Consider the following 19,411-nt stretch of genomic DNA (forward strand, 5'->3'; position numbering starts at 1 on the left):
CTCTTTTTTTATAGCCAGAAGCTGAAAGCGTAGCGGAGCCGTTCGAATTCCAGCGGATTGAAGGTTTTCAGCCAGACGTCGTCCCCGCTCAGCGAGAGCAGCGCGCCGATCATGACGGTCGTTACTGCGGCGGCAAAGAACAGGCGGTCCCGATCCTTCGCGCTCCCGCTCCCGCCAGCGGCCCCAACGGTACGTTCAGCAGGATTTTCAATCCAGGCCAGCCAGGCGCAGGCGGCGATGACGGCCAGAATCCAGCCGAAATCGATCAGGTAGCGGTAGATAACCGCCACCGCTGATGCCGTCAGCAGCATGCCTCCCGCGGCGAGCAGTCCGCCGATAATCAGCGGAGTCAGCTTCTTTTGGCGCAGCGTTTCCCAGACCGGCCCCAGCAGCGGCAGGCCGAGCATTAGCGGAAAGCCGAAGATTCCCGCCATGAAGGCTTCATGCACAAGGTAGCCGTTAAAAGGAAGCGGAATGAAACGCGCGGGTGCGATGAACGGGAATTCATAGCTGATCGCGAACGGATGAAACAGGTAGGCAAGCGCGCTGAGCAGCAGCGCGCCGGGAGCGGCCGAAAACGTTTCGCGCGATGCGTTGGGGAAGGAAAGCTGGTATCTGAAACCGAATTCGAGGATTGAACCGAAGCGCCGATCGTTATACCGCATTAAGACCGCGGCAACCATGAGAACGGGCAGCGCGAACGCGGCCATCGCGGCGAGCAGCCATTTTTTCGCCGTCGGACGGGAACGCAGCCTGAATCCGATCTGGATCGCCAGGATCCAGAGAAAGGCGAAGACTGTCGTCGGACGGCAGCCGACCGCTGTCGATGCGCAGCACCCCGCGGCAAACGCGCTGAGGATAGCGGCGACGGTTTTCCGTCCGGAATCCTCAGCGCGGAAGAGCGCCGCCCCGCCGACCAGCGCGAAGTAAACCGCCCAAATCGAGAGCGCCATGCCGCTGACGATCGCCAACTCGTAGGTCAGCCCGCGGCGGAGCGCCCAGGCGACGTTGGACAGCGCGGTCACGGCAAGCGCAGCCAGGATCAGCGTCCCAAACGGCGCGCGCGGAAAAAAGATCGCGGCGATGCGCCTCATCAGCGCGAACAGCCCGATGATCGTCAGTATCGAAAAGATCAGGAGCGCGAATCCGACCGGGAGGTTCAGCCCGGTCAGCAGCTTGAACGGCAGGAACAGGAAAACAACCGGTATCGCGCCGAAATACGAATAGTAACGTCCGTTGTAAAAGGCGCGGTCCCAAAAATAGGTAACGCCGTATCGCTGACGATAGGTAATATCGTAAGGACGTTCCGCGCTCAGCAGGGAGTTGCTTGGACGATGCAGCAGCGAGAGGCTTCGTTCGAGGAACGCGTCGGTCATTTCGAAATAGATATCATAGCTTCCGTTTTCCGCCGCGTTGAGCCGGTTGATCTCAGCGATGACCTCCGCCGGTTCGGCTCGAAAATTGACGAGTCCGTCGCAGGTTGAGAGAAGCGTCCAGCCTGATCCGACGCAGACTGCTGCGCAGCTCAACGCGTAAAATCCGTTCTGGAGACGGCTGCGCGGGTCATACGGTTGACGGTACAGCGCGCTTCCCGGAGCGACGAGCAGCAGGAACCAGCAAGCGAAAAAGCAAAGCAGCAGCCGCGGCAGCGACAGATTGAGCGGAACTTTAACGTTCAGCAGGACGCGATTCAGCTCAAATGCAAAATTGCTGGATTCGCTGACGTCCGGAAATCTCAGGCTGATCTTTCCGCTTTTCCCGACCGTTCGTACCGGGACGATCAGCGAGCGGGGGATCTCCGGCGTCAGCTGGACGGGATACGACTGATCGGCGAATTCGAACGCTTCATCGTTGATCCGGATTTCGGCGCGGGTCGTCGGCGCGTCGGCCCTGAATTCGAGTCGGATATTCCGGACTTTGGTTTCGTCGAAGTACATGACCAGCTGAAACGGACGGTCGAACGGACTGTAATTCGTGTAGCGCTGCGACGCGCGGTTGAAGTAGAAGCCTTCCGGGGCGAAGTTCCCGCGTTCGAGGGTGACCGTTTCGAGCCCTGGAACGGCGAGATGCTCGTAATGGCGCATGTTAAACAGGAAAAGCTCCAGATAGAGCGAAACGATCAGCGCGGCGAGCCCGGCCCGGAGGGCGAAAGAAAAAACCGAGGGGCAGGGCCGCGCTTTTTTTCGCCATACCCGGAAAAGGAAGCGCGCGCCCGTGAAAAAAGCGCTTCCGGTCAGCGCGCCGGCGAGAAAGATCTTCAGCGATGCCGGGTTGGGGAGACGCGTAAAACAGGAAAGCGTCGGCCGTCCGCATTTATAAATCGCTTCGAAGACGGCGATCCCGATCAGGCTGGCAGGAACGCCGGCCAGGCACGCGATCCATTCAGATCGCCGCCGCGCTTCCGGCGGCCCGTTGAGAGGGAATTGCGTCCGGAAAAAAGCCGCGCCGGCTGACGAAAACCCGGCGCAGATCAGGGCTAAGACCAGAAATCGCATACGCGCTGTGCCTTGAACACGCTCAGATTTTCAATCTTTGTGCGAGATGTAGCTGCCTGCCACGCGCAGCCATTGCGTGCTGGAAAATTCGAGGTCGTCGATTGCCTCGCGGATCCGCGCTTCAGACAGCGACCCGTCAAGGTCGACGTAAAACATGTATTCGTACGGCTGGTTCGGGAGCGGGCGCGATTCGATTTTGGTCATGTCGATCCCGCGGTCGGAGAACGTCTTCAACGCGTTCGTCAGCGCGCCGGGCTGATGCGGAACGGTGAAAACGATCGTCGTAATCGCGCCTGCGGACGGCTGGACCGGTTCGCGGGCGAATACGTTGTAACGGGTCAGGTTCGCGCCCTGGCTGTCCTCGATATTATCTTCGAGGACGGCGAGGTCATGATACCCTGCGATCGAGCGCGACCCGATCATCGCGGTTTCCGGATCCGAAAAATTCAACAGCATCTCAACGCATCCGGCCGAATCGTAAACGGTCTCGATATTGGGTTTGGATTTCAGCTTTCGCAGGTAGCCCCGGCAGACGTCCAGCGCGCCGGGATGCGCGATGATCAGCGAGAGTTCGTCGATCTTCGCGTCGGGAAGCCCGATCAGCGAATAGCGGACCGGAACGTAAACTTCGTTGACGATGTACAGAAATTTTCGCGCCAGCAGGTAATAATTCGAATGAATCGAACCCTGAAGCGAGTTTTCCATCGGGATCACGGCGTAGTCGCAATCTTTTTTCTCGACGGCTTCCAACGCCAGTTCGTAAGTCGGAAAGACGACGGCGTCGTATTCCTGGTCGGGAAAAGCTTTTTCGATAGCGGTTGTGGTATGGCTGCCGGGGGTTCCCTGATAAGCGACGGTAATTATGCTCATGAAAAGTCTCCGAGTCGTCTGAGCGGGCGCGACGCCCGCCGGGTTAATAATTATATTATAGCTGAATTTTGCTTTCCGCCCGGGCCGTCGTCCTTTTCCTTTTTTTCCGTGCGCGCCGAACGCGTCCGATCGTAAACCGCCAGCAGCCCGATCCAAGTCGCCAATCGCAGCATGAAGACGCCGGAAAGAACGTGCCGCCAGATCGAGCGGACTTCGCCGAGGTAAGCGATTCCGGTCAACGCGATTCCGCCGACCGTCAGCAGGCAGGCGAAGACCGTCCACAGCGGATTCCCCGGGGCTGCCCGCGATCCGATCAGGATCAGGCAAAGCGCGGGCGCGATCAGGAGGAGCGCGGAGGTCAGCGGATGCAGCAGGTTCCCGAGCGGTTCCGCCCAACGCGGTTTATCTTCCTTCGCGCCGTAAAAGAACGGCTGGACGTTTTCGGCGAAGAATTCGTCGGCCGCGTTATAGATGCTGAGCGCTGTCAGGAGCGGATGATCCACCAGAAACGCGGTATACGTTTTCGTCCCGTCGTTCCGGAGCCATTCGATAAATTCTTTTTCTTCAGCGACGCCGTTATATTCGGCGGATCCGGTTCTCGTCAGGAGCGTTTCCGAAACCGGCATTCCCCGTTCCGCGAACCAGGCGACGCGCGTTTCGTACGGGAAGACGTTCCCGACATAATTATTCATCATCGGCAGCAGCCAGCGTTCCGATTCCCGGAAGGCGCTCTGCTGGAAGAGGAAGAGGACGGCGAGCGCGATCGTCAGCGCGCCGGGGACGATCGCCGCGCGCAACGCCCTCCGGCGAAGCTTCGCGGCCGTCAGTCCGAAGCAGAGCAGCGCGATCAGCGCGACGTAATAGGCGTTCGTATCCCGGGTAAAAATCCAGCCCGCCGCGCTCAGGAACGTCAGCGCGGCCGCGGCGGCCGTTTGGACGGTTTCACGGCTGTTCCGCGCCGGACGACTCAGGGCGAACCGGAGGAACCACAGGAAAAACGCGCTCATCAGGATAAAGAAAGAAAACGAAAGCGATTCGGAGAGCAGGATCGAATCCCAGTCCGACTGCTGCGGAACGAAGGCGAACGCGAAGAGGATCAGCGCGGCGAAGACGCGCGCGCTCGGATTTTCGAAGAGCGACGCCGCGGTCCAGACGAAAAGCACCCAGCTGACGATACTGAAAATCAGCTGGAATAAAATGATCGCTTCCGTTCCCGGCTGAACCGCTAAACGCGGCGTGCTGCCGAAAAAGGGCTCGGCCAGAACGGTCAGTTCATGATCTCCCGTCGGATTCAGGAGCGAATACAGAAACGGGAGCGCTGCCGACCGGCTGCACGTGTACCCGGAGCGGGTCAGGAAGTTCCGGTCGGCGCATTGAAAATAGGACTCCGTGTCCTGAGCGGCGACCGAATCGGTCAGGATTCCGTTCGTCCGGATCCGCAGCGTGACGAAAACGGCCGTCAGGATCAGGATCGTCAGCAGGACGATCCCGTCTGCGAGACGGTTCGGTTTCCGGGCTGGCGTCGGGGTCGGTTCGCCCGGACTCATTTTTGGATCAGGACCAGCGCCTGGTCGCCGTTCAGGACGAGCTCGCCTTTTTCGCTGAACGCGGCGATTTCTTTGTTCGAGAATTTCTGAACGAAGCCGGTTTTCGCAGTTATTCCCGGAACGACGCAGGTCGCCGGAAGCTGACTGAAATTCAGCAGGACGAGCACGCTTTTTCCGTTCAGGCTGCGCTTGAACGCGAGGACGTTTTCGTTCTTTTCGTCGACGAGCTCGATCGAGCCGACCTGAAGGACGTGGAACTGACGGCGCAGCGCGATGAGCTGTTTATAAAACGTGTAAAGCGAGCGCGGATCGTGCAGCTGCGCGCTGACGTTCCGGGTTTCGTAGTCGGGATGAACCGCGTTCCAGGGCTCGCCGCTGGTAAACCCGGCGCAGTGCTGATTGTTCCATTGCATTGGCGCGCGGCAGCCGTCGCGGCCTTTATTGATTGGCCAGAAGCGCTTGCCGACCGGGTCCATGAGCTTCGACCGCGGGACGTTCGTTTCGCGCTGGCCGATTTCTTCGCCATAGTAAAGGAAGGGCGTCCCGCGGAGGAGGATGACCAGCGCGGCATGGACCTTCAACCGGTCGTCGCTTTCGCCCAGCCCATACCGCGAGGCGGAGCGTTGGGTATCGTGATTATTGGAGACGTACGTCGGCCAGATTTTATCTCCGCTTTCGGCTTCGATCTGACGGATGATCTTCCGGAAGGCTTCGGGTCGATGGGGCGCGAAGAGGAACGCGAAGTCAAAAATTGCGTGGAGTTTATCTTCGCCGGCGTACCGCTGAAGCTTTTCTGGGCTCGACAGGAACGTTTCGCCGACGACGTAACGCTGCGGATAGGCGTCCAGGATTTTCCGGATATCGCGGACCGCGGTCAGCATTTCCGGCCGGTCGCAGTCGTATATATGGTCCTGCCAGTTGAACGGCATGTAATTCCCGAACCTGAACGGGTTCGACCGGAAGGTTTCGTCCTTGAAGTAAACGTTGAAGACGTCGAGACGGAAACCGTCGGTCCCCAGATCCGACCAGAAACGAAAAACGTTCATCATCTCTTCGTAGACTTTCGGGTTCCGCCAGTTCAGGTCGGGCTGTTGTCTGACGAACATGTGGAAATAATACTGATCGCGGTCCTTAACGTATTCCCAGCCGGTCGCCTGGTCGAAGATAGAGAGCCAGTTATTTGGTTTCTTCCCGTTCGCGCCGTCACGCCAGAGGTAATAGTCGCCGAATTTGTTATCGCGCGACTGTTTCGAGGCCTGGAACCAAGGATGTTCAGATGACGTATGGTTCAGGACGAGATCGAGGATGACGCGGAGGTTCCGGGAATGAGCCTGACGAAGGAGTTCTTTATAATCGTCGAGCGTCCCATATTTCGGGTCAACGTCGAGGTAGTTCGAAACGTCGTAACCGAAGTCGTAATCGGGCGACGGGTTGATCGGGGAAAGCCAGATCGCGCTGACGCCCAGCCCGGCGATGTAATCCAGTTTGGAGATGATCCCCCTGAGGTCGCCGACGCCGTCTCCGTTTGAATCGGCGAACGAACGCGGGTAAATCTGGTAGATAACGCCGTCGCGCCACCAGCATTTTTCAGTTTCGGGTTCGGGGTAATACGTATTCGGCATGGCGGTTTGGTCTCCTTTTTGAACGTACGTCAGCGCGCGGATGGGGGCTGCGTTTCGATCGGGACGATAATAAAAAACGCGCGCCGGAGCGAACCGTCCTGCGCGGCTGAATAATCGAGCCCCCAGATGTTGTCGAACGTCTGCCAGGCGATATCGAGCGGCTGATTCAGGTTGGGATCATAGACGATCAGGCGGTCGCTTTCGGCGTTGTAGGCGGCGACGACGCTCATGTGGTTCGCGCCGGTCGGCTTCCAACCCAACTTGCAGAGGACGGCGATCGGGCCGAATTCTTCGAGCGCGTCGAGGAGCGATTCTTTGTCGCCGCCGCGCAGGATCGCAAGCTCATATCCTAAGAAAGCTAAATCGTCGGCGACGTTTTCGATCGACAGGCCACTGTTCGGGTTGAATTGGCCTTGAAGCGTGTTGCGGTCGATGAGCTCCTGCGCGCTGAGGGTCTGGTTCGTTTCCGACTCAAGGTTCCAGTATCGCAGGATCATAGCGACCGACGCGGCGGTGCACCCGCGGGCGGTCGGTGTGCCGAAGCAGGTCAGGCCGCTCTGCCGGATCAGCGGGAACCGGTAAGATACGCTTTCCGGTTTCGTGTTGGGTAAAAGAAGCGTAGGCGTGGCGCTGAATCGCAGGATCCCGTTTTCGTCGATGACCGCCGGTCCGAATTTTCCGGGAGACGGGGTGGCGGCGCTGGGCGTCATGGTTGTCGTGGGGCCGGGCGCTGAGACGGCGCGGACCGGGCGCTGAGACAGCGCGTGGAGCCAGACTCCCGCGATCAGCATGACGACGAAGGATATTGCCCGTTTCCGGATTAAACGATGCCGCGAACCGACGTTCATGCCCTAATTATACAGCGTGTCAGGCGCTCATTGATGCGCCGCTAATTTAGCCGGATCCCGCGAGACGATGACGAAAAACGTCCGCATCAGCGGATTTTCCTTCCGTCCGGTGAAGTTGATTTTCCAGATGCTGTCAAAAGTTCCCCAGTACAGTCGCAGCGGCTTATCCAGATTGGGGTCGTAGATCGTAACGACGTCGGATTCCGGGTCGTAGCCGGAAAGGATCGCCATATGGTTCGCGCCGTTCCGTTTCCAGCCGGATTTGACGAGGACCGCGACCGGGCCGATCGTTTCGAGACTGTTCATCAGGGTTTCTTTATTGCTGTTTTTGATCACGAAGAGCGCTAAATTCCGGTCGTCCAGCTCGTCGACCGTGTCGGTAATCAGCAGCCCGCTGAATTCGTCAAAATTGCCCTGCTCGGTGTTGATATCGATAATCGACTGGGCGAAAAGCTGGCCTTCGGTAAAATCCCCGTCCATCCAGAATTCGCTGATCATCCCGATCGAGGCGGCGGTACAGGCGCTCAGCGTCGGATATCCGCGATAGGTCAGGTCGGTCTGGCTGATCAGGCCCAGTTCGTAATTGACGTTCTTGTACGCGTACGCCTGAAACCCCGGCTCGTACGAGAGGTTGATCGGTTTCCCGACAGAAGCGACGTTTTCGGAGGAATCGGCCTCAGTTTCCGTCGTGCTCTCCGCGAAAGATGATCCCGGATGCAGTATGATTAGAACGAACGTGAAAAAGATCGCCGGCAGGGTCCGCCGGAGTATAAAAAGAGGAAGTTTTTTCATAGAAAACTCGTTTGGTTTTGAAATTGCGTCATCTTTTAAACCCGCGTGATCTATATATTATCACATTTCCGGGATTAAGTGAATGCATTGTTGAAAAAATCGAAAGAATTCTGAAAAAAATCCAGAGAAGGTTCAAATGCAGAAGAGAACGGTGAAAAGAGAAGACGATCTGTCGGGTAAAAGGCGAACAGACGGACGGGGGCGCGCCGGGGCGGCGCCTTTTTCGGGCGCCGCTGCTTTCCCGAGGTCGGAGCGGCCGGTTCAGGAGATCCGGAGATCGGAGACGGTGTCGATTCGGGGGTACTGTTCTGACGGCCGCGGGATCGGGCGGGTCGAAGACGGACGGGTCATTTTTGTCCCCGGCGTGATCCTCGGGGAATCCGTTCGCGTTCGTTTCGTGGACCGCGGCGATCGTTTTCTGAACGGCGTTGTCGAAGCGGTCCTCGTGCCTTCTGAAGACCGGATTCCGCTTCGCTATCCCGGGTTGGAGGCTCTCGGTCTGGGCGACTTGCAGTTTCTTCCTCTGGAGCGGCAGCGGTTGGTCAAGACGGAGATCCTGCGCGACCAGCTGGCCCGGATCGGGAAACTGGCGCTGACGGGGAACGAGATTCGCCCGATGATCGCGTCGCCGGCGGAATGGGGCTATCTGGCGGAAGCGGGCGCGGCGCTGGGCGCGGACGGCAGGCTGATCTTCGCTGAAACGCTTGACGGGAAGAGCGGGATCCCGCTTGCAGACCGGGCGATCAACGAGGTCCTCAGTGAAATTCAATTTGAGCCGGATTCAGGGCTGAGCGCGGTAACCGGGCGTGTCGATCAAGATGGCGGGGTTCAGCTGATCCTGACCGGAACGTCGGAGGCGCCGGAAATCGAGCTGGAAACGGATCTCCCGCTCTCGATCGTTTACACGGGCGGAAAGGGCAGTTACGTTCTCAGCGGCGACAGTACGATTGTTCAGGATGTCGGCGGGATTGCGATCGCTGTCGGCGATCGATCGCCCTGTTTCCTGAATCCACGAATTTATGCGTCGGTTTTCGAGGCTTTGGCGCGCGAATGTCCCGGGATGGAGGGGAAGGCTGTCCTGACGATTCAGCCGGGACCCGGTCTCTGGGTAAAGTGGGCCGCGCTTCGCGGGGCGCGCTGTTCCGCGATTCTGGAAAGCGAAGCTGAGGCTGACGAGTTTATTTTGAATCTGGAAGACGCGGCGACGGCGGACCGCGACGTCGAGCTGTATCTCGGATATCCGGATGAGGTTCTGGCGGGACTGCCGTTTGTTCCGGATTGCGCGATTCTCGATCTGACGTCGGGCGGTCTTCACGTCCGAACGGTCGACGCGCTGGCGAGAAGCGGCGTGAAGCGGCTGATGACGGTTGGATCGGAGGCAGGGACGACGGCGCGCGATGTCGGGCGGTTAGCGCGGGCCGGATTCCTGCCGCGGGCGATTCTTCCGTTTGATACCTGCCCGCAGACGGCGTCGTTCGGAGCTGTGGTCCTGATGGAAAGAGGATAGAAAAGTCGTTCTTGCCTGGCTGCGTGTTCTATGAAATCTGATATAATAGAACGTATGAAGCGGGAGCGAAAAATTCTGCATGTTGACCTGGACGCATTCTTTTGCGCAGTGGAAGAGCTGGCGGATCCGAGCCTGAAAGGGAAGCCGTTCGCGGTCGGCGGAAGCGCCGACGGGCGCGGAGTCGTCAGCTCGTGTTCCTATCCTGCGCGGAGGATGGGGGTCCGTTCGGCTATGCCGATGGCGCGGGCGATCCGGCTCTGCCCGGGGCTGATCGTGATTCCGGTCCGGCATGGAGATTACTCGGCGAAATCGCGCGAGGTGATGGCGATTTTGTCGGAGATGACGCCGCTGATGGAGCGGGTTTCGGTTGACGAGGCGTTTCTCGACGTGAGCGATCTTCCGGATCCTTTGGAAACGATCGCGGCGGGGATCCAGCGGCGGATTCGAGAAGAGACGAATCTTCCGTCTTCGTTCGGCGGGGGGACGAATCCGCTGATTGCGAAGATCGCGAACGATATTGGAAAGAAATCGAAGGGCGGTCGGGATTATCCCTGCGCGATTCAATGCGTCCCCGCGGGGCGGGAAAAAGCGTTCCTTGCGCCGATGGAGACGGCGGCGCTCTGGGGGATCGGGGAAAAGATGGCTGCGGCGCTCCGGAATATGGGGATCGTTACGATCGGTCAGCTGGCGGCGACGTCGGAAAGAGCGCTGGTCGAGCGGTTCGGCCGATATGGGGCCGAGCTTTATCGCCATGCGAACGGGATCGATTTCCGGGAAATTCGGACGGAAGCGGAGGACCCGAAGTCGGTTTCGCAGGAAACGACGTTTGAGACAGACGTCAGCGACCGCGCGGTCCTTCTCCGGCGGATTCGCCGGCAGTCGGATCAGGTTGGCTATCGTCTTCGCCGCGGTGGGCTGGCGGGAAATACCGTGAAGATCAAGCTTCGTTGGGCGAATTTCGTGACGATCGTCCGCCAGACGAAGGTTGACCCGCCGATTAATCAGGATTCGGCGATTTACGAAGCGGCCGCAGGACTTTTTTCGGCGGTTTGGGAAACGGCGGGAGACCCGGTTCGCCTGATTGGGGTCGGCGTTTCCGGGTTCGAGCCGCGCTGCGGTCAGCTGACGTTCCTTGATCCGCCGAAGGCGCGGAAGCGGGAAGCGGAGCTGCTCAAGGCGGTCGACGAGATCCGGCTGCGGTATGGGCGGGGATCGCTGCTGCGCGCGTTCGAGCTCGGCGGGGACCGTTGCGTGTCCCCCGACGGCGCCGATGGATAGGCGCCGCAGCGGTGGAAAAGTTGTGTATGAAAAACAGGCGGGTCTTTGCAGAATTCGGAAATTTGGTATAATTCAACGCGTCAGGGAAGGATATCCCTGACCGAGACGCCAACATAGCTCAGCTGGTAGAGCAGACGATTCGTAATCGTCAGGTCAAGAGTTCGAATCTCTTTGTTGGCTCTTTTTTTTTCCCTGTTTCTGGATTCGCGGGTTCCCGAGCGGTCAGAGAAGCGGATGGTGAATTGTCGAGCGTTTTTACCCGCTCGGCGCTTAAAAGAAAAACACCTCCGGGTGGGGGAGGTGTTTTTCCTGCAATGGTTTTGGTTGACCGATTGGGAATATCGGGAACCTGCGAATATCAGTCCTCTTCGAGGAGGGTTTGGGGATCGTCGTTCGCGGCTTCCGAACGGGCGACTTTGGTTTGGACGAGCGGCTTTCTGGCGATCCCGAGCGAATTTGCGTAGCGGTATAAATTGAACTCATCGCCATTAAAAACGTTCATGTCCAGACCGTTGGATTCGACGCCGAAAGTCCGTCCGTCGCCGGTTGTTTTGTATTGCCAGAAACGCCAGCGGGGCCATGATCCGATTTTCGGCGTGCGGGATTTCGTGTAGTACCATGCGATCCAGAGTTCTTTGGTGGAGAGGAACTGGCTGAGCGGGGTGAGCCGCTGGATACCAGACAAGTTCGTATAGAGCATGGGGTAAATTTCCATCTCTTTTTTGAAGGTATTCATGAAGTCATAAACATGCCGGACGCAGGTATCGTGATCCGGGAGGGTCGGATAGCCGTTAACACCGGGACTTTCAAAATCGAAGACAGGGCGGAGTTCGCCCATATCGCCTTTGAGCAGGCTGGCAAAATAACGAGCCTGTTCTTTCGCCGATTTGGAACCGTCGCGCATGTCGAAGAAATGATACGCGCCGCGGAGGATGCCCGATTCGCGGGCGTTCGCCCAGTTCTGTTGGAATTTTTTATCGTGCCAGACGTTCTGGCTGGCTTTGATAAACGTGAACGACGCGCCGGCTTTTTTCATTTTGCGGAAATCGACGTTTCCTTGCCAAAAACTTACGTCTGTACCAAATGCGCGCCGCAATGCCATCTCGCCAATCCTTTCTGTGCCGGTCTTTTTTTTCTTCTCTGTTTATTTTTGCAATTTTTATGCCATTCACTGCATGGCGAAAAAATAAAGAATCATGATTGATTCTTTATTATACACGAACTTTCATTTTTCGTATAGGCCAACTTACACAGATTCTATATTTCGTCGCTTTCTTCGACGGGTCCGTCTTCATCCGAAAAACTCATGAACGGGATCTCGCCGCATTTCGCGAGGTTCCGGATCTCGGTTTCGATCTCGGCGCAGAGCTCCGGGTTCGCTTTCAGGAATTCCTTCGCGTTTTCGCGCCCCTGGCCTAAGCGGAGATCGTTATAGGAGTAGAACGCGCCGCGCTTCGTGATAATTTCCAATTTGGTTCCGAGGTCGATAATGTCGCCGGTTTTAGAAATTCCTTCATTGTACATGATATCAAATTCAGCGGAGGCGAACGGCGGGGCGACTTTATTCTTGATGACGCGGACGCGGACGCGCGACCCGATCATGTCGGTTCCGTTTTTGATGACGTTGACGCGGCGGATATCGAGACGGACGGAGGCATAGAATTTCATCGCCAGTCCGCCGGGGGTCGTTTCCGGGTTCCCGAAGACGACGCCGATTTTCTGCCGGAGCTGGTTCGTGAAGATTACCGACGTTTTGGTCTGGTTGATTGCGCCTGAGAGCTTGCGAAGCGCCTGCGACATGAGCCGCGCCTGAACCCCCATTGAAGAATCGCCCATATTGCCTTCGATTTCGGATCGCGGGACGAGCGCGGCGATCGAGTCGACGATCAGGACGTCGACGGCGCCGGAGCGGACGAGCGTTTCGGTAATTTCAAGGGCCTGTTCGCCGGTATCCGGCTGTGAGACGTAGAGATCGTTGATATTGACGCCGATTTTCTGCGCGTAGATGGGGTCGAGCGCATGTTCCATGTCGACGAAAGCCGCGGTTCCGCCCTGGCGCTGCGCTTCGGCGACGATATGCAGGCAGAGAGTCGTCTTTCCGGAGGATTCGGGCCCGAAAATTTCGGTCATGCGCGCGCGTGGGATGCCGCCGACGCCGAGGGCCAGATCGAGCGAAAGCGATCCGGTTGGAATCGCCTCGATCTGCATGTGTTTCGCTTCGCCGAGGCGCATGATCGCGCCTTCGCCGTACCGTTTGGATATGTCCGTGAGCGCTTTGTCGAGGAGGGTGCGCTTTGCCTCGCTGTCCATGTTTTGCGTGTTGTTGATTGTTTTTTCTGACGTCTTTTTTGCCATTCGTTCGTTCTCCCGGGCGCGCGATTATTCTTCGATGAGCCAATCCGACTTCGCTGTATTGTAGCACGGATGTTCGGACTTTGCAATGGGGGCGCCGTTTTTATGGGACAATGATAACAAGAAAATCAGCTTCTTACGAGGGATCGCCGGATACCTGATTTTCCCGTTTCTGTTTTTCTGAAGCCTATGCGGTTGGCTTTTTTCTCATGCCCAGAAAGGCTTCAGGGAGCATCTGCACCCCGATCGCTAATAGTAAGATTCCGCCTTTAATCGTGTCGTTGATCAGTGGATTCAATCCGAGCGCGGTAATAATTTTATCGATGATGGTGAAGGACATTGCGCCGAAGAGTACGCCGGAGAGCCGTCCTTTTCCGCCTGACATGCTGATTTCACCGATAACTACGCCGGCGATTGCGTATAGTTCATAGTTTTTTCCGGAGGTCGCCGGATCGACCGACCCAACGTTCGCGACGTAGAGGAACGTAGCGAACCCGATCAGGATTCCTCCGATCGCATAAACGACAATTCTTGTTTGCCAGACGTTGATCCCGGACAGGTGCGCAGCTTTTTCGTTGGATCCGATCGCGTAGACTCGCTTTCCGAATTTTGTATTTGTCGTAACGTAAGTCATCAGGATTACGACGATCAGGAAGATGATAACCATGTATGGGATCCGGATCGCAGGCATGGAGGCGTTCCCGATTTTCCACAAGGTTTGCCATTGACTCAGCTTTGCGTTGAGCTGATATATCGTCCACTTATTGGAATTCATGATGGTCTGTGCAATTGATCGGAACATCAGCATTGTCGCAAGCGTGACAATAAACGCCGGCATTTTAAGCCGTCCGATCAGAAAACCGTTGAAGAGGCCCAGCAGTCCTCCAAAAGCGACGCCGAACAGCAAAGACAGGAAAATACTGTTTGTGTTGTTAAAAACCATGACGATGGATCCGCCGATGAAGGCTAACTGCGATCCGACCGATAGGTCGATATCTCCGGTCAGGATGATCAGCCCCATCGCGAGCGCAATGATTCCGATAACTGTACTGTGACGCGGAATGTTCATCAGGCTGACCCAGGTGGTGGCGGAGCCGTTGATCCCTAAAAGGACGATCAGAATGACAAAAAAGATCAAAACGTAATTGTATTTATTCCAAATCCTGCTGAAGTATGTGCTTTTTGCTTTCATCCTTCTACCTTCTCATGTGCAAGGCTTGCGTTGCTTGCGTAGCGTGGAGCATGACGTTTTGTTCCGTGATTTCGGAGCGATTGAGGATCGTCTGGATTGTTCCATGATAAAAAACGATGCATCGATCGGCGACTTTCTGAATTTCCGGGATTTCCAGCGAATTTACGATAATCGTCTTACCGCTTCTGGACAATTCAAGGATCAATTTATAAATTTCCGCTTTTGCGCCGACGTCGATTCCCTGCGTTGGATTATCGAGCAGTAATATTTCCGCATTGGTATTCAGCCATCGTGCAAGAATGACTTTTTGTTGGTTGCCGCCGCTCAGGCTGGTGATAAGCTCTGTGCAGCGGTTCGCTTTGATATTGAGCATGCGCTGATAAGCTTCAAATTTAGCGGTTTCATTTTTCTCGGAGATGATCTGATTTCGGTTATTTAACGTGTGCTCGGCGAGATAGGTATTCTCGAGCAGGTTCATATCGGGGATCACCGAGTTTTCTTTCCGGTTCGCGGGCAGCATTCCGATGCGGTGACGCATTGCGTGATGGATCGAGCTGCTGTTTATTTCTTCTCCGAAAATGCGGAGCCTTCCGCCCGCTGCGGGCTTGACGCCGAAGATCGTTTGGAGAATATCGCTGGCGCCCGATCCCTGGAGTCCGGTAAAGCCTATGACTTCGCCTCGTCTGACGCTCAGGCTGATGTCGTGGAAGCCGCTGCCCGAGTAGTTTTCCAGCTCGAGGATGGGTTCTCCTAAACTCCTTTCCTTGTAAATTTCGTTGCTGGAATAACTTTCCCCGACCATGAGCCGTGTAATTTCTTCCGGATTGGTATCGGCGAGTTTTCCGCTTTTAATGAAAAAAGAATTGCGAAGAACGGTATAACTTTGAGCAATTCGGAAAACCTCGGGCATCTTATGTGAGATAAAAATAAAGGTTTTTCCTTTTTTTCTTAGGTGTTCGATAATTTCAAAAAGGTGGTCGATCTCATCGTTGTTGAGCGCGGTTGTCGGCTCGTCGAGGATCAGCAGCTTCGCATCGGCGAAAAGCGACTTGGCGATTTCGAGGAGTTGTTTCTCGCTCGTGTCAAGGTCCGAAACGAGCGCGGAAGGATCGATATTGACGCCTAAGCTGCTGAAAAGCCCTTCGGTTTTTCTGATCATTTCTTTTTTTCGGATTGAACCGAGGAAATTAACCAGCTCTTTATTCAAGAACAGGTTTTCATAGACCGTCAGGTTATTGATAACGTTTAATTCCTGATGGACAAAGGCGATTCCAGCTTTTTCGGCAGATTTGATCGATTGGTGATGAAGTTCCTGACCGTCGAACTCAATCGTCCCTCCGTCGCGGACGTAAACGCCTCCCAGTATATTCATCAGGGTTGATTTTCCAGCGCCGTTTTCTCCCAGGAGCGCATGGACTTCGCCCTTTTCAACGTTCAATTCAACGTTACTCAGTACCGTTACGCCGAAGAACGATTTTGATATGTTGCTCATCTTGAGAAGAGACATGCCTGACCCGGTCCTTTGCGTTTGTAAGAATCTCGCAGCAGGCTGCATCTATGCTGCGAGATTCTGTTGAAGGCAGGTTATTCGTTACGGAAGTTTGAAATCAGAAGCCCTGGAATTCGTTGACATTCGAAGCGTCGACGACATGGACCGGGATGACATGTTCGGATTCGAAAGTTGTCCCGTTTAAGGCATCGACCATGTCCTGGATCGCGGTTTTTATCATCGCCGGATCGTAGGTGACCGTGAAGAGATCGAAATTCGAAACGATCCCGGGGAACGCTGGATTATCGTGTTCTCCTTTGAGAACGAGATACATTTCATTTAGCCCTGAGGATGAGGCAAAGCTGATAATAGCGTCGTAAAAAGCTTCCTTTTTCGCTTCCTCGATTTCAGTTCCGCTCAACGCTTCGAGAATCCCCATCCCAAGTTCGTCGTCATGCGTGAAGATAAACTTATATTTGGCTAATTCTTCGGTTGTTTTACTGTTGATCCAGTCAATAAAGATCTGTTTGCCAGTGGATCGGCTCCATCCGGTCGAGTCGGAGAATTCGATTGTCGCGATTTGTTCTTCGGTCCAGCCAGCCTCTTTTAATCCTGCGATAAATCCATCGTTCCGCATGCCGGGGACGGATGAGGTATCGCCGATCATGACGTAAATTTGATCCTCGGGTTTTAACCCTTTTTCGACAAAACGTTTGGCGGACTCGTTCCCGATTCCAAAGTTGTCCCCTTTTACGTTTGTAACAACTTTAGACTGAACGATGTCCGAATCGATGATCCGGTCGAACATGATAAACGGAATATCCTGCATGGCGACATTGACAAGCGATGATTCCATTGTATTGTCGTATGGAAGAATAACGATACCGTCGGGAACCGAACGCGCGGCGAGCAGGTCGTCGATTTGTTCCTGCTGGTTTTTAGGGTCGGTTGAAGCCAGGACGGTGACATTGTAACCCTCCGCGTTGAGTTCTTCCGCTTTTTCGTTCGCATAATTTAGGACGGCGCCGGTCCAGCCATGATCGGCGCTGGGAACCAATACAACAATAGATTCGCCTTTCGCGAAAACCGAGCCGAACGCGCTGAGGATCAGCGCAAAAATGACAAGAATCAGGGACAGCTTTTTCATTTTTTCTCCTTTTATAGTTCAATCCATTTTGAATCGCAGGCTGCGCTCTCGATAACGGCATGGATAAATTTCACGCCGTTCAGGCCGTCCTCAGCCTTTTGAAAATCGAGTTCCGTCCCGGTCGGTTTTTCCCCGCGTTTCAGGCTGAGAACCGTGCTGATAATATTTCGATAATTATTGGCGAAGGCGATATAATAGCCTTCCGGATGGCCGGCGGGAATACGTCCGGTCGCCGCCGCTTTTTCGCCGATATAGCCGCTGCTTCGCGAGAGGATTCTCGAGGCTTCGTTCCGAGGCGTAAATTTCAGCAAATCGGGCGTTTCTTCTTCCCATTCAAGGCTGCCTTCGGTTCCGAAAATCCGGACGGCTAATCCGTTCTTATGTCCTGACGCTACCTGGGAGCACCAGTACCCGCCGTTGGTCCCGTTTTCATATTCGACCAGAATATTCGCGTTCAGGTCTGATTCTTTCCCGAAGCGATTCAGGGTTGCGAGCAGCCGTTTGATTTTGAGTCCTGTCAGGTAATGGATCATGTTTTCCATATGCGAACCGATATCGCCGGTGCAGTTGGAAATTCCGGCGATTGCCGGGTTCATTCGCCACGTCGAGAACTTATTCCCGCCGGCTTTACCTTTTTCCGCGACCTCGTCCAGGAGCCAGTCCTGCGCGTATTCGGCGTTGACGTTCAGGATTTCGCCGATTTTCCCGTTCGCGATCATCTCGCGCGCCACTTTAACCATGGTGTAACCCGTGTAGGTATAGGTGACGCCGAAAATCAGGTTCTTTTCTTTCGCCGTTTTAACCAGGTCTTCCGCTTCTTCAACCGTGAAACAGAGCGGCTTTTCACAGACGACGTGGAACCCCGCGTCAAGAAAGGCTTTTGAGATAGCGTAATGCGTATAGTTGGGTGTTGTAACGATGACGAAGTCGATTTTATCGCTGCGCGCTGCCTCTTCTTTGGCCATCGTTTCGAAATCCGGATAGACGCGGTTCGGGTCGAGCCGCCAGGTTTCGCCAGTTTCGCGATTTGCTTCCGGATTTGTCGAAAAGCATCCGGCGGCCAGCACAGCGCGCCCATCCAGGCTGATCGCTTTGCGATGAACGTCGCCGATAAAGGCGCGGTTATGCCCTCCGACCATGCCGTACGTTAATCTTTCGTTCTTCATCCTTTTCCCTCCGGCCTAATTCGCGATCGCGTCGTCAAATTTGACGGCTGATTTACTGAAATTGAGCTTTTTGACGAATGCCGCCGCTTCGGCGGCGCCGAAGATCCGGTCCATTCCGCTGTCTTCCCATTCAACGGAGAGCGGTCCGTCATAGCCGAATTCGTTCAAAACGCGGATAATTTCTTCAAAGTTGACGTTCCCATGTCCAAGCGAGCGGAAGTTCCAGCCGCGGCGGGAATCGCCGAAGTCGATATGCGAGCCGAGGAGCCCGGACCTGCCGTCGAGCGTTACGGCGACGTCTTTCATATGCACATGATAGACGCGGTCGATAAAATCGCGCAGGAACAGATGCGGCTGGATTCCCTGCCAGAGTAAATGACTTGGATCAAAATTCAGCCCGAATTCAGGGTAATCCCTGAACTTGTCTAAGAGCTTTTGCGTCGAATAATAGTCGAACGCGATTTCGCCGGGATGAACTTCAAGGGCAAATTTAACGTCATATTTTCGAAATTCTTCCAGAATTGGGACCCATAACCTGACGATCTCGTCAAAACCGGCTTCGATCATGGCTTCGGTCGTTTGAGGGAACGAGTAAAAGAATTTCCAGATCGGCGAGCCGGTAAACCCTGTAATAATATGAACGCCTAATTTACTGGCGATTTCAGCGGCTTTTTTCATGGATTCGATCCCCCATTCGCGGATCGCTTCGGGTTTCCCAGCGAGCGACTGGGGCGCGAAGTTATCCAGCCGGGGATCGGGGGCGTCGCCGACGCATTGTCCGATAATATGCGTCGCGAGCGCTTTGCATTTCAGGTTGTTTTTTTTCAGCGTGTCGCGGATAAATTGAATGTAGTTCTGATCTGCGCAGGCTTTTTCGATATCGAAGCTGTTGCCCCAGGTCGCGATTTCGATTCCGTCGTAGCCCATCGACGCCGCGGTTTTGCAGAGTTCTTCGAACGATAAATCGGCCCATTGGGCTGTACAAAGCGTAACAATTCTTTCTCCCATAAAATAACTCCTTTTTTATTTTCGGGTGATTGTTGATGATATATGAATTACTATTTGAGAATAGCGTATCTGGATCGTCTTACGTTGGCAGAGTGCCT

Annotated in this window: 15 protein-coding genes and 1 tRNA gene; 3 read left to right on the forward strand and 13 right to left on the reverse strand. The window is 55.4% G+C overall.

All coding sequences use genetic code 11. The features are described 5' to 3' along the window. Positions 1 to 8 precede the first annotated feature (8 nt). From BEQ56_05080 to BEQ56_05105, 6 genes are read right to left on the reverse strand one after another with little or no spacing between them, the layout of a single operon-like run. Positions 9 to 2,495, reverse strand: a complete 2,487-nt coding sequence (locus BEQ56_05080) for a hypothetical protein (GenBank protein AOH42902.1) — start codon at positions 2,493 to 2,495, stop codon at positions 9 to 11. Positions 2,496 to 2,525: 30 nt separating this feature from the next. After that, on the reverse strand, positions 2,526 to 3,365 hold the full coding sequence (locus tag BEQ56_05085) for a hypothetical protein (GenBank protein AOH42903.1): 840 nt from the start codon (positions 3,363 to 3,365) through the stop codon (positions 2,526 to 2,528). Positions 3,366 to 3,415: 50 nt separating this feature from the next. Further along, entirely contained in the window at positions 3,416 to 4,912 is a 1,497-nt protein-coding gene (locus BEQ56_05090; GenBank protein AOH42904.1) for a hypothetical protein, read from the reverse strand. Continuing rightward, positions 4,909 to 6,534: a hypothetical protein gene (locus tag BEQ56_05095; protein ID AOH42905.1), complete on the reverse strand. Its 1,626-nt coding sequence runs from the start codon at positions 6,532 to 6,534 to the stop codon at positions 4,909 to 4,911. The genes BEQ56_05090 and BEQ56_05095 overlap by 4 nt, the downstream gene beginning before the upstream one ends. A gap of 29 nt (positions 6,535 to 6,563) precedes the next feature. Continuing rightward, positions 6,564 to 7,382, reverse strand: a complete 819-nt coding sequence (locus tag BEQ56_05100) for a hypothetical protein (protein AOH42906.1) — start codon at positions 7,380 to 7,382, stop codon at positions 6,564 to 6,566. 27 nt (positions 7,383 to 7,409) lie between these two features. Then, on the reverse strand, positions 7,410 to 8,174 hold the full coding sequence (locus BEQ56_05105) for a hypothetical protein (protein AOH42907.1): 765 nt from the start codon (positions 8,172 to 8,174) through the stop codon (positions 7,410 to 7,412). A 136-nt stretch (positions 8,175 to 8,310) separates the two neighbouring features. Here BEQ56_05105 and BEQ56_05110 point away from each other — a divergent pair, with 136 nt between their 5' ends. The 3 genes from BEQ56_05110 to BEQ56_05120 all read left to right on the forward strand — a co-directional run bounded on the left by BEQ56_05110 (position 8,311) and on the right by BEQ56_05120 (position 11,139). Beyond that, positions 8,311 to 9,681 carry a hypothetical protein gene (locus BEQ56_05110; protein AOH42908.1) on the forward strand — a complete coding sequence of 457 codons (1,371 nt, stop codon included), beginning with the start codon at positions 8,311 to 8,313 and terminating at the stop codon, positions 9,679 to 9,681. Between the two features lie 54 nt (positions 9,682 to 9,735). Beyond that, complete coding sequence (locus BEQ56_05115) at positions 9,736 to 10,959, forward strand: hypothetical protein (GenBank protein ID AOH44417.1); 1,224 nt, start codon at positions 9,736 to 9,738, stop codon at positions 10,957 to 10,959. A gap of 107 nt (positions 10,960 to 11,066) precedes the next feature. Further along, positions 11,067 to 11,139, forward strand: a tRNA-Thr gene (locus BEQ56_05120). Between the two features lie 178 nt (positions 11,140 to 11,317). Here BEQ56_05120 and BEQ56_05125 read toward each other — a convergent pair. The 7 genes from BEQ56_05125 to BEQ56_05155 all read right to left on the reverse strand — a co-directional run bounded on the left by BEQ56_05125 (position 11,318) and on the right by BEQ56_05155 (position 19,313). Then, on the reverse strand, positions 11,318 to 11,995 hold the full coding sequence (locus BEQ56_05125) for a hypothetical protein (GenBank protein AOH42909.1): 678 nt from the start codon (positions 11,993 to 11,995) through the stop codon (positions 11,318 to 11,320). A 221-nt stretch (positions 11,996 to 12,216) separates the two neighbouring features. Next, positions 12,217 to 13,314, reverse strand: a complete 1,098-nt coding sequence (locus BEQ56_05130; GenBank protein ID AOH42910.1) for a recombinase RecA — start codon at positions 13,312 to 13,314, stop codon at positions 12,217 to 12,219. A 184-nt stretch (positions 13,315 to 13,498) separates the two neighbouring features. Further along, complete coding sequence (locus BEQ56_05135) at positions 13,499 to 14,503, reverse strand: ABC transporter permease (GenBank protein AOH42911.1); 1,005 nt, start codon at positions 14,501 to 14,503, stop codon at positions 13,499 to 13,501. Between the two features lie 4 nt (positions 14,504 to 14,507). Beyond that, positions 14,508 to 16,010: a sugar ABC transporter ATP-binding protein gene (locus BEQ56_05140; protein AOH42912.1), complete on the reverse strand. Its 1,503-nt coding sequence runs from the start codon at positions 16,008 to 16,010 to the stop codon at positions 14,508 to 14,510. A 100-nt stretch (positions 16,011 to 16,110) separates the two neighbouring features. Further along, positions 16,111 to 17,139, reverse strand: coding sequence for a hypothetical protein (locus tag BEQ56_05145; GenBank protein ID AOH42913.1), 1,029 nt, complete (start codon positions 17,137 to 17,139; stop codon positions 16,111 to 16,113). An 11-nt stretch (positions 17,140 to 17,150) separates the two neighbouring features. Beyond that, positions 17,151 to 18,305, reverse strand: a complete 1,155-nt coding sequence (locus BEQ56_05150) for an oxidoreductase (GenBank protein ID AOH42914.1) — start codon at positions 18,303 to 18,305, stop codon at positions 17,151 to 17,153. 15 nt (positions 18,306 to 18,320) lie between these two features. Continuing rightward, complete coding sequence (locus tag BEQ56_05155; GenBank protein ID AOH42915.1) at positions 18,321 to 19,313, reverse strand: AP endonuclease; 993 nt, start codon at positions 19,311 to 19,313, stop codon at positions 18,321 to 18,323. Positions 19,314 to 19,411: the final 98 nt, after the last annotated feature.

Source organism: Anaerolineaceae bacterium oral taxon 439, assembly GCA_001717545.1.
In the GTDB taxonomy this organism is placed as follows: domain Bacteria; phylum Chloroflexota; class Anaerolineae; order Anaerolineales; family Anaerolineaceae; genus Flexilinea.

Excerpts from the sequence above, each read along its gene's own strand:
- BEQ56_05080 (AOH42902.1), bottom strand. The coding sequence starts at position 2,495 with ATGCGATTTCTGGTCTTAGCCCTGATCTGCGCCGGGTTTTCGTCAGCC.
- BEQ56_05085 (AOH42903.1), bottom strand. The coding sequence starts at position 3,365 with ATGAGCATAATTACCGTCGCTTATCAGGGAACCCCCGGCAGCCATACC.
- BEQ56_05090 (AOH42904.1), bottom strand. The coding sequence starts at position 4,912 with ATGAGTCCGGGCGAACCGACCCCGACGCCAGCCCGGAAACCGAACCGT.
- BEQ56_05095 (AOH42905.1), bottom strand. The coding sequence starts at position 6,534 with ATGCCGAATACGTATTACCCCGAACCCGAAACTGAAAAATGCTGGTGG.
- BEQ56_05100 (AOH42906.1), bottom strand. The coding sequence starts at position 7,382 with ATGAACGTCGGTTCGCGGCATCGTTTAATCCGGAAACGGGCAATATCC.
- BEQ56_05105 (AOH42907.1), bottom strand. The coding sequence starts at position 8,174 with ATGAAAAAACTTCCTCTTTTTATACTCCGGCGGACCCTGCCGGCGATC.
- BEQ56_05110 (AOH42908.1), top strand. The coding sequence starts at position 8,311 with ATGCAGAAGAGAACGGTGAAAAGAGAAGACGATCTGTCGGGTAAAAGG.
- BEQ56_05115 (AOH44417.1), top strand. The coding sequence starts at position 9,736 with ATGAAGCGGGAGCGAAAAATTCTGCATGTTGACCTGGACGCATTCTTT.
- BEQ56_05125 (AOH42909.1), bottom strand. The coding sequence starts at position 11,995 with ATGAAAAAAGCCGGCGCGTCGTTCACGTTTATCAAAGCCAGCCAGAAC.
- BEQ56_05130 (AOH42910.1), bottom strand. The coding sequence starts at position 13,314 with ATGGCAAAAAAGACGTCAGAAAAAACAATCAACAACACGCAAAACATG.
- BEQ56_05135 (AOH42911.1), bottom strand. The coding sequence starts at position 14,503 with ATGAAAGCAAAAAGCACATACTTCAGCAGGATTTGGAATAAATACAAT.
- BEQ56_05140 (AOH42912.1), bottom strand. The coding sequence starts at position 16,010 with ATGTCTCTTCTCAAGATGAGCAACATATCAAAATCGTTCTTCGGCGTA.
- BEQ56_05145 (AOH42913.1), bottom strand. The coding sequence starts at position 17,139 with ATGAAAAAGCTGTCCCTGATTCTTGTCATTTTTGCGCTGATCCTCAGC.
- BEQ56_05150 (AOH42914.1), bottom strand. The coding sequence starts at position 18,305 with ATGAAGAACGAAAGATTAACGTACGGCATGGTCGGAGGGCATAACCGC.
- BEQ56_05155 (AOH42915.1), bottom strand. The coding sequence starts at position 19,313 with ATGGGAGAAAGAATTGTTACGCTTTGTACAGCCCAATGGGCCGATTTA.